We start from the raw sequence: 12940 nt of genomic DNA, 5'->3' as shown, positions 1-12940 counted from the left end.
GGTGAACGAATTGAGTATCAGACCTGATGAAATCAGCACGCTGATTAAACAACAGATCGAACAATATAAATCCGAAATTCAAGTCGTTGACGTCGGCACCGTAATCAATGTCGGTGACGGTATTGCCCGCGTACACGGTTTGGAAAATGCGATGCAGGGCGAACTGCTCGAATTCTCCAACGGCGTTGTAGGCATGGCGCTCAACTTGGAAGAAAGCAACGTCGGTGTCGTTATCCTCGGTCCTTACACGGATATCCGTGAAGGCGACCAAGTAAAACGTACGGGCCGCATCATGGAAGTGCCTGTAGGCGAAGAGCTTCTTGGCCGCGTTGTTAACCCGCTGGGTCAGCCGCTTGACGGCAAAGGCCCAATCAACACGACTCAATTCCGTGCGATTGAATCCCCAGCTCCTGGCGTAATCGACCGTAAATCGGTACATGAGCCAATGCAAACGGGCATTAAAGCAATCGACGCGATGGTACCGGTTGGCCGCGGACAACGCGAGCTGATCATCGGCGACCGTCAAACAGGTAAAACGGCGATTGCGATCGACGCAATCATCAACCAAAAAGGCAACGGCGTGAAATGTATCTACGTTGCCGTAGGTCAAAAACAATCCACTGTTGCGGGCGTTGTAGAAACCCTTCGCAAGCACGGTGCTCTTGATTACACAATCGTCGTAACAGCTGGCGCATCCGAACCGGCTCCATTGCTCTTCCTGGCTCCTTATGCAGGCTGCTCGATGGGTGAGTACTTCATGTACAAAGGCGAGCACGTTCTCGTTATCTACGATGACTTGTCGAAACAAGCGGCTGCATACCGCGAATTGTCCCTGTTGCTCCGCCGTCCTCCGGGTCGGGAAGCTTATCCAGGCGACGTATTCTACCTGCACTCCCGTTTGCTCGAGCGCGCAGCTAAACTTAGCGACGCACTTGGCGGCGGCTCGCTGACGGCTCTTCCGTTCATCGAGACTCAAGCTTCCGACGTATCGGCTTACATTCCTACGAACGTAATCTCGATCACTGACGGACAAATCTTCCTGGAATCCGACCTGTTCTACTCCGGCCAACGTCCGGCGGTTAACGTAGGTATCTCCGTATCCCGCGTAGGCGGTTCCGCTCAAATCAAAGCAATGAAAAAGGTTGCCGGTACACTCCGTCTGGACCTTGCGGCTTACCGCGAGCTTCAAGCGTTCTCGCAGTTCGGCTCCGATCTCGATAAATCGACACTCGCTCGTCTGAACCGCGGTGCTCGTACGATGGAAATCCTGAAGCAAGGCGTTAACCAGCCGATGCCGGTTGAGAAGCAAGTTATCTCGATCTACTCCGCGGTTAAAGGCCATCTGGACGAAATTCCGGTTGCGGACATTCTGCGCTTCGAGAAAGAATTCCTGGCATTCCTGGATTCCAACCATCCGGAAATCGGCGAGTCCATCCGTACAACAAAAGACCTCGTTGCCGACAACGAGAAAGCTCTTGTTGACGCGATCGCGAAATTCAAAAAAGGCTTTTCTGTAACGGCTTAATAGCCTTAAAAAGCCTCTGAATAAATGTCTCGCGCCCGTCTTCGTACGGGCGCAGGCGCTTAACACCAGGCTTTGTTAGCTTTTTTGTGTGAAGGTTCAAACGCGTGGCGTTTGTGAAAGGGTCTGTATGAGCCGAAGAGTTTACGTGCCGCTTTTGGATCCGTATCCTCACCGCGAGGTGGTTGTTCAAAGGATACGGATTCAATGGCGGACAAGGTGAAATACAGACTCCTGTAACAAATAGCCCAGCACGCGATCCATCGCCAACGGAGCGGCAAAGCAACAAAGGCGGGTGACAATGCAATGGCAAAAGGCATGCGCGATATTAAGCGCGAAATCAAAAGTAAACAAAACATGAAGCAAATCACGAAAGCGATGGAGATGGTTGCGGCTTCCAAGCTGAGAAGAGCACAAGAGGCATCGACCAAAGCCCGTCCTTATTCGGATAAGCTGAAGGAAGTAGTAGCAAGCATCGCAGCTGGCTACAAAGGTGTGAAACACCCGATGCTCGAAACGCGTCCGGTGCAAAAAACGGGTTACCTCGTTATCACCTCCGACCGTGGTCTGGCAGGCGGCTACAATGCGAACGTCCTTCGTAAAGTAACGCAAACGATTCGCGAGAAGCACAAATCGAATGATGAGTACGTATTGTTCGTAATCGGGCGTAAAGGCCGGGATTACTTCCGCCGCCGCAATATGCCGATCATCGACGAGGTAATCGGACTTTCCGATTCGCCAACGTTCGCGGACATCAAATCGATCGCTTATAACGCAGTCAAAATGTTCTCTGAGGGCAAATACGACGAGCTGTACATCTGCTACAACCAATTCGTAAACGCCATTACTCAGATCCCGACAGAAACTCGTTTGCTTCCGCTGCAGGAAGTAAGCAACAACGGTCCGGTAACTTCGTACGAGTACGAACCGTCCCCGGAAGGTGTTCTGGAGGTACTGCTGCCTAAATACGCAGAGACGCTTATTTACAGCGCGGTGCTTGACGGGAAAGCCAGTGAGCAGGGCGCTCGCATGACAGCCATGGGCAGTGCGACGAAGAATGCTAACAAAATGATCAACCAATTGACGCTGACCTATAACCGGGCTCGTCAAGCGGCGATCACGCAAGAGATCTCTGAGATCGTTGCCGGTGCGAACGCACAGGCATAAGGCATATAGAAGTAAAAGAAAGTACCAGGAGGGAAAACCATGAAAAAAGGACGCGTTGTATCCGTCATGGGTCCAGTCGTTGACTTGGAGTTCGAACGCGGTAACCTGCCGGAAATTTTGAACGCCGTCAAAATCGTTCAACAAGCCCCAGCAGGCGGCATCGATATTAATCTGACGCTTGAAGTAGCAGTTCACCTGGGTGATAACCTGGTTCGTGCTGTTGCGATGAGCACAACTGACGGTCTGGTCCGCGGCATGGAAGCCGTAGACACAGGCGCGCCAATCACAATTCCAGTTGGTGCAGCAACACTCGGCCGCGTATTTAACGTACTGGGCGAGCCTATCGACCAAGCTGGCGACGCAACTTCGGAAACTAACCTTCCGATTCACCGTCAAGCTCCTGCATTCGACGAATTGTCCACGCAATCGGAAATTCTCGAAACAGGCATCAAAGTTATCGACTTGCTCGCTCCATACGCAAAAGGCGGTAAAATCGGCCTGTTCGGCGGCGCGGGTGTAGGTAAAACGGTAACGATCCAAGAACTTATCAACAACATCGCTCAAGAGCATGGCGGTATCTCCGTATTCGCCGGCGTAGGCGAGCGTACTCGTGAAGGTAATGACCTTTACCACGAGATGAAAGATTCCGGCGTATTGAGCAAAACAGCGATGGTATTCGGACAAATGAACGAACCGCCAGGCGCACGTCAACGTGTAGCCCTGACAGGTCTGACAATGGCTGAATACTTCCGTGATGCTGAAGGCCGCGACGTACTTCTGTTCGTCGACAACATCTTCCGCTTCACGCAAGCAGGTTCCGAGGTTTCGGCCCTTCTCGGCCGTATGCCTTCCGCGGTAGGTTACCAGCCAACGCTGGCAACTGAAATGGGTCAATTGCAAGAGCGTATCACGTCGACGAAAAAAGGTTCGGTTACTTCGATCCAAGCGATCTACGTACCTGCCGATGACTACACGGATCCGGCTCCTGCAACAACGTTTGCTCACTTGGACGCTACTACAAACTTGGAGCGTAAAATCTCCGAGATGGGTATCTTCCCAGCGGTAGATCCACTTGCTTCGTCGTCCCGTCTCCTTAACCCAGAAATTCTGGGCGAAGAGCATTACAACGTAGCTCAAGGCGTTAAGAAAATTCTGCAGCGCTACAAAGAGCTTCAAGATATTATCGCAATCCTTGGTATGGACGAGTTGACAGAGGAAGACAAGCTGACTGTATCGCGCGCGCGCCGCATTCAATTGTTCTTGTCCCAACCGTTCCACGTTGCTGAGCCGTTCACAGGTATCAAAGGTAAATACGTACCTGTTAAAGAATCCGTTCGCAGCTTCAAAGAAATTCTCGAGGGCAAACATGACGACCTTCCGGAAGAAGCTTTCCGGTATGTAGGTGTGATTGAAGAGGCCGTGGAGAAAGCCAAAACGCTGTAATAGCGAAAGGCGGGAGGAATCCACATGAGTACTTTTCTGGTTGAAATCGTAACTCCGGAGCGCAAGGTATATGCGGAGACGGCTAATATGGTCAGCGTTAAAGGGATCGCGGGCGAGCTCGGCATTTTGCCGAACCACATTCCGCTGGTAACACCGCTGCGTATTGCGCCGGTCAGCATTAAGCGCGACGGTAAAGTTGATGTTCTTGCTGTAGGCGGAGGTTTCATTGAAGTCCGTAAGGACAAAGTGGTCATCCTGGCCGAAAGCGCTGAGCTGGCTTCCGAAATCGATGTAAACCGTGCACAAGCTGCCAAACAGCGCGCTGAAGAGCGCCTGGCTGCTAAGCGCGACGAAATCGACTTCAAGCGCGCAGAGCTTGCTCTGCAGCGTGCATCGAACCGGATCAACGTTACAGAACGTTAAGAACTTAAAGCCGTTCAAATCTCATCTAAGGAGATTTGAACGGCTTTTTAATTTCGACAATTGTTATCATATGATTTTGTCATAATGCCGACTTGCGTCTCATTGACTTCAATATAAGAATCTCTCACAATGGAGGAAATAAGATGAACGGTAGAGCAGGGGGCGCTGGCATGATTGATATACATACACATATACTGCCTGGCATCGACGATGGTGCCGCAGATTGGAATTATTCGATTCAGATGGCCCGTGCCGCGGCTGCTGAAGGAATTACGGGGATTATTGCGACCCCTCATCATTACGACGGCAAATATAGCAATGACAAAGAAACCGTAATAGAGCTGGTTGCCGAATTGAACAATAGATTAAGCGAGCTCGCTATCCCTCTGAAGATTCAGACGGGACAGGAGATTCGGATCCATTCCGAGTTTTTGTCCAACTGGCAAAGCGGTAAGCTGCTGCCGATGGGCGAATCTCCTTATGTACTCATCGAAATGCCTTCCTCGCAGGTTCCCAAATCGATGGAGCAGGTCGTATACGAGCTGCGCTTGCTAGGCGTCCGTGCCGTCATTGCCCATCCGGAGCGTAATGCAGAGGTGGTTCGGAATCCGGACCGTCTGGCTGAGCTGGTGGAGCTTGGGGCTTACGCGCAGGTGACGACTCATTCCTTGCTGGGAGGCTTCGGAAGAGGGATTGAGAAATCCGCTTTGATGCTCTGCAGGCAGGGTCTTATTCATTTAGTTTCTTCCGATGCTCATCATCTGGAGTGGCGGAGTTTCAAGATGAAAGAGGCCTACGAACGGATAGAGTCCGAGCTTGGGCCGGTATGGAGAAGGTATTTCGAACGTAATGCGCAGGCGATCTGGAATGCGAGGGAGTTATCCGATCAACCTTCTCTAGTGCAGCAGACAGCAAAATCGGGAGGCTGGGGCAAGATTAAATCCTTGTTCGGCAAATAAAAGATTTAGCGATAAATAAATGACCTGTCAGACATGAACAAATTATGATCATGTGGTGACAGGTCATTTTTTCTGCCCAAAAGATGGTTCATTTCTATTGACTTGGATAATGATAATCTTTATCATTGAGAAAGTAGTTATTGAGAATGATAATCATTTTATTGGGGGTTTAGCAATGAAACAAATGAAATGGACAGGTCTCATTCTTGCGGCAATGATGGTGTTCCTCGCTGCATGCGGAGGCGGCAACAACGCAGGCAATAACAGGCAGGAATCCGAGCAAGCTAGCTCTAACGCGAATGCAAATGCAAGCACAAATACAGCAGCTGCCGAGACGGCGGAACGTACAATCAAGCATGCGCTTGGCGAAACAAAAATTACCGGAACGCCTAAAAAGATCGTTGTTCTGGAATGGACCTATGCAGAGGATCTGATCGCGCTTGGCGTACAGCCTGCCGGCGTAGCGGATGTGAAGGGCTACGGAGAATGGTACGGAGCAATTGATCCCAAGCTGGATGCAGCGGTTGTTGATGTAGGCACACGTCAAGAGCCAAGCATCGAGACGATCACCAGCCTTGAGCCGGATTTGATTATAGGCGTGAACTTCCGCCACGAAGCGATCTACGATCAGCTGTCGGCTATTGCGCCAACTCTTATTTTTAACCCTTATCCGGAAGATGGCGGTCTGGACCAATACAGCGAAATGGAGCAAACCTTCTCGGCTATAGCGGATGCTCTGGGCAAAAAAGCGGAAGGCGAGAAGGTACTGGCTGATCTGCATAGCTATTACGATGAGTCCAAAGCGAAGCTGGCTAGCGCTGGCAAAGAGGGTCAAGAGGTTGTATTCACGCAAGCTTGGACCAATGAGGGCGTAGCAACCTTCCGTCTGTTCACCGACAACTCGATGGCAATGGCGATTCTTGCGAAAATCGGCCTAAAGAATGCGCATCAGGACAGCACGTTCCAGCAATACGGCTATTCGGAAACGGATATCGAAGGCTTGACCAAGACGCCGGACGCAAGCGTATTGTACACAACAAGCGCGACGGATACCGTCTTTAGCGAGCTGCTTCCTAAGAATGAAGTATACAAGAACCTGAACTTTGCAAAAGAAAACCGCGTGTACGACATGAAAGGCATCTGGCCGTTTGGCGGTCCATTGTCTGCAAAACTACTTGTAGAACGCACGCTTGAAGCGCTCGGCTAATGAATACGAACCTTCAAACGACAAAGGAAACAAGTAAGGGTATCTGGAGCCCGCTGCTGTTATCAGCGGCGGGTCTTCTGCTGCTCCTTGCTTTAGCTTCTTATCACCTGACACTTGGGGAGGCTGCTATTCCGGTAAAGACCGTATGGCGGGCTATTTTTGAGTCCACTCCCGTATTGGAGCATCAAATATTGTGGACAGTCCGGCTGCCCCGCATGGTAATCGGCATTCTGACAGGCGGAGCTTTGGCCGTGGCGGGAGCGTTATTTCAAAATGTAACCCGCAACCCGCTCGCGTCCGCCGGTACGCTCGGGATTAACGCGGGGGCTTTTCTCGCCCTGACGGTAGGGACGATTATGTTCCCGGGTCTTGCAATGGGCTTTCCTCTGCTGCTTACATTCATCGGTGCAATTGCTGCCGCCGGTGCGGCCTTTGTTATGGCCGGAGGTACGAAGGCATCCCCGGTACGGCTCGCTTTGTCCGGGATGATCGTTACGATGACTGCGGCGGCTTTTACAGGCGTGCTTCAGTTATTTCACGAACAAAAGACGCAAGGGTTGTTCATGTGGGGCTCCGGCTCGCTTGTGCAAAATGACTGGGGCGGCGTTCAGCATGCCTGGCCCTGGATTATCGGCTGCTTCCTGCTTGCTTTTCTGCTGGCTGGCAAATGGGATCTGATGGAGCTCGATGAGGATACGGTTACCTCACTGGGGCAAAAGGTTGGACGGATCCGCCTCACGGGGCTTGGCATTGCCGTGCTGCTAGCCGCAGCGGCCGTCAGCGTCGTTGGTCCAATCGGCTTCGTTGGCCTGATAGCGCCGCATCTGATGCGGATGTTAGGAGCGAAGCGTCATGTTGTGCTGCTCCCGCTGTCTTTCCTATGGGGATCTATAATCGTTATTGGCTCGGATGCCATTGCGATGCATTTCAAATATTCGCTTGGACCGCTGCCTGCCGGTGCCGTAACGGCGCTTATCGGCGGACCATGGCTTGCTTGGCTCGTCCTGCGTACGGTAAAAGCCCGCAAGGAAGGGGCGCCGCAGACAGGCACTTCGCCTGGACGTTCCGCTACGAAAGTGCCGTTTGGCTGGTGGGTAGCGATTTTCTCGCTACTGCTGGTTGCGAGTCTTATTGTCAGTCTTGCTTTCGGAAGTCTGCGCATTCCGGTAACGGATGTCGTTAACGCCTTGTTTGGCCATGGGGCAGACAGTACGCAGCGTATTGTCGAGATGAGGATCCCCCGAACGCTGGTGGCCGCGCTTGCCGGTGCCACGCTTGCCGTGAGCGGCTTGCTGCTGCAAGGCGTCGTCCGGAACCCGCTGGCGGATCCGTCTATTATCGGCGTAACAGGCGGCGCTAGCGTTGGGGCCATGCTGATGCTTGCCGTATTTACGCAGGTATCGGTGCAATGGCTGCCTGCGGGTGCTTTTATTGGCGCGGTAGGCGCTGCGGTAATCGTATTCCTGCTCGGGCGGAAAAGCTCCTTTAATCCGTCGGTTGTCGCCCTGATTGGTCTTGCCGTCTCTTCGATGGCCAGCGCGATCGTTCAGGTGCTCGTTATTCGTATGAAGCTGACATTGGCATCTGCGCTTGTATGGTTGTCCGGTACGACCTACGCTCGCAATTGGGATGATTTCTGGCAGTTGGTGTTCTGGCCGATTGTCCTGCTGCCGGTCGCCTGGTATCTGGCCCGTAAGGTGGATGTTCTTCAATTTTCGGATGCGACCGTAACGAATCTGGGGCTTCGCGTAGACCGGACACGGCTGGTCATTGGCGGGGTTGGCGTTGCCATGGCGGCGGCAGCCGTTGCGACGGTAGGCTCGATTGGTTTTATCGGGTTGATCGCTCCTCATATGACGCGTATGCTGGTTGGGCCGAAATACCGCAAGCTTGTTCCTTTAACGGCTTTGCTCGGGGCTTTGCTGCTGGTGCTCGCCGACACGGTGGGACGATCGCTGCTTGCTCCCAAAGAGCTGCCGTCCGGACTGGTGGCCGCGGTCATAGGAGCTCCGTATTTTATGTATTTGATGTATCGTTCTGGAAGGAAATAGAAGTTTATGGCAGGAAGACTGTCCTGAGGTTCGTTATATGAGCCTAAGGGCGGTCTTTTTTCGACGCATTTAGTGCTTATGTAACAAAAAAGTTTAAAAATTTATACAAAAAGACGAAAAATACCTTACATATCTATCAAATTTTATCAAATCATATGTTAGTATATATGACATAACTACTAGATGACCAGGATATGGGGGATGCACATGTTCGACTGGCTGGGTACAAAAAAAGGACTGCCGCTTTGGTTCTCATGGCGTTTGAATCATGGGATGAAGAAAGACGTTGAACAGATCTTTGAAGGCATTGCGGAAACGCGTAAAGAGCTGCTTACTTCTTGGGCGAATGAATATTGGGGATACATCGAGCGGCTGGCGGAGCAGATAACGGCGGTATCATTAGATGGTAAACCGGTGTATCAGGAAGAACAAAGGCTAGCCGTTACCCGTCTGCTCGAACGTACATATGCCAGTGGGAATGATTGGACAGAGCTGTTCCTGCTTGATCGGGAAGGACAGGTTCTGGTCTCCACCTACGAGAAACATAGAGGGACGGTCTATGGCAGCGGCAGCATGATTGAACCGGGTCTTAACTATGTCAAGGCTGGCGGCAAGCCGAGGCCGTGCCTGTATGGACCTTACGGCGATCCAGTTACGTTAAGCCTTGGGCCAAGATCCTCTTCTTTTCACGATAAAATGACCCTGCTTTTCATCTATCCCCTTGTTGTGAATGGAGAATATGCAGGGACGTTATGCGGTCGGGTTCCGAACGATGTGCTGGGGGATCTGATCCAACGGGAATCCGGTCACGTCTATCCGGACTCGGGCGATAACTATATTTTCATGGCGAAACCGCACCTGAATCAGCATATTGCGCTTGGAACCGCATTGTCGCGTAGCCGCTTTGAGGACCGGACGTTTACGTTTGGCGAGAATTTGAAGGATGGAGTTACGACCGACTGGGGAATGGTCTCGATCAAGGAGCATACGGAGCTGGAGATTATCTTCACCGACCCGGCTACGGGCGAGCTTCATCCCGGTGTCCGAAGTACGATCGATAACGGCAGCAACCTGTTTGTGGAATTCCCCGGTTATTCGGATTACCGTCATATCCCGGTTATCGGGAAAGGCGTAACGCTGCAGATGCCGCATTGCCCGGACGTATGGGGGATGATGTGCGAAGGCGACCTGGAAGAGGTGTACCGGATTCGCAGCATACGCTGGCGTTTCAGTAAGCTTCAGCTGTGGCAGACGCTCATTCAGGCCGTGCTTGTAACGGTGCTGGTGGCGGTTCTTGCTTCGGCAGCTCCGGTATGGGTAACTGCGGCGGCAGCTGGCGTATGGACTTTAGTGTTCGGACAGTTTGTTGCCGGTGCCGTGCAGCGTAAGGAATCCCGCCGGGTTGTCCGCAATTTGCGGCGAATCAACCGGTTCATTCGTATTAATGCGGAGGGTAAAGGGGATTTGACGCAGCGTCTTGAGCCTGCCAAGTTCGACAACGACGAGACGAGAGAGCTTGCCAAATGGATTAACAACATGATTGATTCGCTCGAGGGGATTATGCTGAAGGTGAAGCTGGCCGCATCGGACGTACTCTCCAGCCAAAATGTCATGAATGAATCGGCCGCCGTTACCGCGAAGTCGACGGAGCGGGTAAGCCGCAAGGTTGGCGATATGATCGACAGCATCCGCAATCAACTGAAGGATATCGATATGGCGAAGCATTCCGCCGACGAGATGAGGGACACGCTGCGCCTCCTCGAGCTGCAGGCTGCCGAGCAGATTGCCGTGGCGCAATCGGAAGTAGACCGGATTGGGGATAAAATGCAGCATATCTCTACGAAGGTCGGCGACACGAATGATACGATCCGCCGGTTTATGCATACGGTTGAAGAGATTCGCGGCGTTCTGCAGGTTATCGAGGAGATTTCGGCGCAAACGAATTTGCTTGCGTTGAACGCCTCCATCGAGGCGGCACGCGTTGGCGAGCAGGGCCGCGGCTTTGCCGTTGTGGCATCGGAAATCCGCAAGCTGGCCGATATGACCCGCCGTTCCACGGAGGAAGTGCATCAGATTACGCATCAAATCTATGATGAAGCGAAGCAGGCTTACGCATCGATGGACGAAGGAACAAAGGTCGTCGAGGAAGGCACGCAGCTGGTTGCGGCCGCAGCCAGCACGCTGCAGACGGCGCAAAGCGAGGACAGCCGGAAATCGCAGGTTGTAGACGAAGTGGTGAACCTGATGGAACGGATTGCCCTCGTCAGCATGGAGAACCGCAAGGTCTCCTCCGACGTGGAGGGCAAGGTGCAGGAGCTGATTGGTGAGATGGACAGCGTACGCCAAACCTCGGAAAGCGTAGAGTCGATCACGAAATTCCTGCAGCAGCTGGTTGGCCAGTTCAAGCTGACGGAGTCGCGGATGAGATAAGTGTGGAGCAGGAAGGACGCCTGATGGTGGCGTCCTTCCTGTTTTTTTCTGCGTTGCGGGACATCGAAAGCCGGTGGGAAGCGAGGAAACGTTGGAGATGCGGAGGGATAAGACCCTGCGGGGCTCTTATCGGTGGTGAGAGTAGCTGGATTGGAATGTTAAGACCCTGAAAGGGTCTTATTGACGGGAGACGGATGCTGGAAGTGAAGGGGGCTTATCGTTGTGGACAAATGAGGGATATCGTTTGGGGTGGCGAGCATAAGCTAATAATGTGACAGGCGGGTATCTTGCTGACCGGGTGTCCGGCGGGTGTCCCGCGGTTCCCGGGAAGCCGCGCCGTTACGGGCTTGTCCGGCTCTTCGGAGAGGCGGAGTCGAACAACTCTTTCATAGACGGCTGTGGAAGCATTTGTTATAATTGTGAGGAAAAATGACCAAGCGGCTGGTCCGCTTTGACGGAGGCGATGGTGTGGACAATTACGTCAACCAGTATGTCGTCGTGGCGATTTTTATTTTTCTCGGGATCTTGCTCCCGGCAGCGGCGCTGACCGTCGGAAGACTGCTCAGACCGCATAAGCCGAATGATCCGAAGCGAACAACCTACGAGAGCGGCAATGAGCCGATCGGCGAGGGGCAAGTGCGCTTCAACATCCGGTATTACATCTTTGCGTTAATGTTTGTCATCTTTGATGTGGAAACCGTTTTCTTATACCCGTGGGCCGTCGCATATAAAAAGCTCGGCCTTTTTGTGCTGGTTGAGATGTTCATTTTTGCGGCAATGCTGTTTATCGGACTTCTATATGCCTGGAAAAAGAAGGTGCTGAAATGGAATTCAGTTTAGAGTCGATATCGCTGGAAGAACGCAAGGAGCTGGAACGTAACGTATTTATGGGAACGCTGGAGCAGCTTAAGGCTTGGGCGCGGAGCAACTCGCTATGGCCGCTGACCTTCGGTCTGGCCTGCTGCGCGATTGAAATGATGGGAACCGGTGCTTCTCATTACGATCTTGACAGGTTCGGTGTGATGTTCCGTACCTCGCCGCGCCAGTCGGACGTAATGATTGTCGCTGGCACCGTGACGAAGAAAATGGGTCCGCTGCTGCGCCGTCTGTATGACCAGATGCCCGAGCCTAAATGGGTGATCGCAATGGGCTCCTGCGCGACTGCCGGCGGACCGTATATCAAGTCTTATGCAGTGATGAAAGGCGTTGACCAGATCGTCCCCGTCGATGTTTACATACCGGGCTGCCCGCCTAATCCGGCGGCGCTGATCTACGGCATTAACAAGCTGCAAGAAAAAATCCGTTACGAAGCGAAAACCGGGAAGCGGGTGACGGATCGATGAGCGAGGAGAAGGATGAAGGGCAAAAGCCGGAAGAGTTAAAGGAAGAAGAGATAAAGTCGGAAGAGGAAGTGAAGGCTGCCGCTGAATTGCCGGAGTCGCCGGCAGAGGCGCCAGCGACCGCGGTGGATGCGGAGCGGGAGGCGAAGCTGAAGGCGGCGGCGGAAGCGCGCGCGGCGAGAGCGGCGGCGAAGGAAGCCGCGAACGCGGGCGGAGCAGCGCCGGAGGGCACTGTGGATACGGAGCGAGAAGCGAAGCTGAAGGCGGCGGCGGAAGCGCGCGCGGCAAGAGCGGCGGCGAAGGAAGCCGCGAACGCGGGCGGAACAGCGCCGGAGGGCGCGGTGGATGCGGAGCGGGAAGCGAAGCTGAAGGCGGCGGCGGAAGCCCGCGCGGCGAGA

The 12940-nt window shown here is 53.1% G+C and carries 10 protein-coding genes and 1 pseudogene; all 11 read left to right on the top strand.

The genetic code is table 11. The features are described 5' to 3' along the window. Positions 1 to 10: 10 nt before the first annotated feature. Positions 11 to 1525 carry a F0F1 ATP synthase subunit alpha gene (atpA, locus tag WFJ73_RS20295; protein WP_336774785.1) on the top strand — a complete coding sequence of 505 codons (1515 nt, stop codon included), beginning with the start codon at positions 11 to 13 and terminating at the stop codon, positions 1523 to 1525. A gap of 303 nt (positions 1526 to 1828) precedes the next feature. Continuing rightward, entirely contained in the window at positions 1829 to 2689 is an 861-nt protein-coding gene (gene atpG / locus WFJ73_RS20290; protein WP_336774784.1) for an ATP synthase F1 subunit gamma, read from the top strand. Positions 2690 to 2728: 39 nt separating this feature from the next. Next, positions 2729 to 4132, top strand: a complete 1404-nt coding sequence (atpD, locus tag WFJ73_RS20285) for a F0F1 ATP synthase subunit beta (protein ID WP_336774783.1) — start codon at positions 2729 to 2731, stop codon at positions 4130 to 4132. 24 nt (positions 4133 to 4156) lie between these two features. Beyond that, positions 4157 to 4555 carry a F0F1 ATP synthase subunit epsilon gene (locus WFJ73_RS20280; protein WP_132308774.1) on the top strand — a complete coding sequence of 133 codons (399 nt, stop codon included), beginning with the start codon at positions 4157 to 4159 and terminating at the stop codon, positions 4553 to 4555. A 143-nt stretch (positions 4556 to 4698) separates the two neighbouring features. Beyond that, complete coding sequence (locus WFJ73_RS20275) at positions 4699 to 5514, top strand: tyrosine-protein phosphatase (RefSeq protein ID WP_336774782.1); 816 nt, start codon at positions 4699 to 4701, stop codon at positions 5512 to 5514. Positions 5515 to 5689: 175 nt separating this feature from the next. Then, complete coding sequence (locus WFJ73_RS20270; RefSeq protein WP_336774781.1) at positions 5690 to 6721, top strand: ABC transporter substrate-binding protein; 1032 nt, start codon at positions 5690 to 5692, stop codon at positions 6719 to 6721. Next, positions 6721 to 8772 (top strand): Fe(3+)-hydroxamate ABC transporter permease FhuB, encoded by a 2052-nt coding sequence (fhuB, locus tag WFJ73_RS20265; protein ID WP_336774780.1) that lies wholly within the window; start codon positions 6721 to 6723, stop codon positions 8770 to 8772. The genes WFJ73_RS20270 and fhuB overlap by 1 nt, the downstream gene beginning before the upstream one ends. 207 nt (positions 8773 to 8979) lie before the next feature. After that, entirely contained in the window at positions 8980 to 11202 is a 2223-nt protein-coding gene (locus tag WFJ73_RS20260; protein ID WP_336774779.1) for a methyl-accepting chemotaxis protein, read from the top strand. A 429-nt stretch (positions 11203 to 11631) separates the two neighbouring features. Beyond that, on the top strand, positions 11632 to 12042 hold the full coding sequence (locus WFJ73_RS20255; RefSeq protein ID WP_336774778.1) for an NADH-quinone oxidoreductase subunit A: 411 nt from the start codon (positions 11632 to 11634) through the stop codon (positions 12040 to 12042). Beyond that, on the top strand, positions 12027 to 12545 hold the full coding sequence (locus WFJ73_RS20250) for a NuoB/complex I 20 kDa subunit family protein (RefSeq protein WP_127497877.1): 519 nt from the start codon (positions 12027 to 12029) through the stop codon (positions 12543 to 12545). Before WFJ73_RS20255 ends, WFJ73_RS20250 begins: the two co-directional genes overlap by 16 nt. Continuing rightward, a pseudogene (locus tag WFJ73_RS20245) lies at positions 12542 to 12940 on the top strand (NADH-quinone oxidoreductase subunit C); the annotation flags it as partial. The gene WFJ73_RS20250 and the pseudogene WFJ73_RS20245, both read left to right, overlap by 4 nt.

The sequence above is a fragment of the Paenibacillus sp. MMO-58 genome, from assembly GCF_037146255.1.
Classification (GTDB): domain Bacteria; phylum Bacillota; class Bacilli; order Paenibacillales; family Paenibacillaceae; genus Pristimantibacillus.
Note: the sequence above shows the minus strand (reverse complement) of the source record. Positions and strands in the feature narration are given on the sequence as shown.

Bases quoted from the DNA above. Each gene is read 5' to 3' on its own strand.
- WFJ73_RS20255 (WP_336774778.1), top strand. From the start codon at position 11,632: ATGACCAAGCGGCTGGTCCGCTTTGACGGAGGCGATGGTGTGGACAAT.
- atpD (WP_336774783.1), top strand. From the start codon at position 2,729: ATGAAAAAAGGACGCGTTGTATCCGTCATGGGTCCAGTCGTTGACTTG.
- WFJ73_RS20270 (WP_336774781.1), top strand. From the start codon at position 5,690: ATGAAACAAATGAAATGGACAGGTCTCATTCTTGCGGCAATGATGGTG.
- WFJ73_RS20260 (WP_336774779.1), top strand. From the start codon at position 8,980: ATGTTCGACTGGCTGGGTACAAAAAAAGGACTGCCGCTTTGGTTCTCA.
- WFJ73_RS20275 (WP_336774782.1), top strand. From the start codon at position 4,699: ATGAACGGTAGAGCAGGGGGCGCTGGCATGATTGATATACATACACAT.
- fhuB (WP_336774780.1), top strand. From the start codon at position 6,721: ATGAATACGAACCTTCAAACGACAAAGGAAACAAGTAAGGGTATCTGG.
- atpG (WP_336774784.1), top strand. From the start codon at position 1,829: ATGGCAAAAGGCATGCGCGATATTAAGCGCGAAATCAAAAGTAAACAA.
- WFJ73_RS20250 (WP_127497877.1), top strand. From the start codon at position 12,027: ATGGAATTCAGTTTAGAGTCGATATCGCTGGAAGAACGCAAGGAGCTG.
- WFJ73_RS20280 (WP_132308774.1), top strand. From the start codon at position 4,157: ATGAGTACTTTTCTGGTTGAAATCGTAACTCCGGAGCGCAAGGTATAT.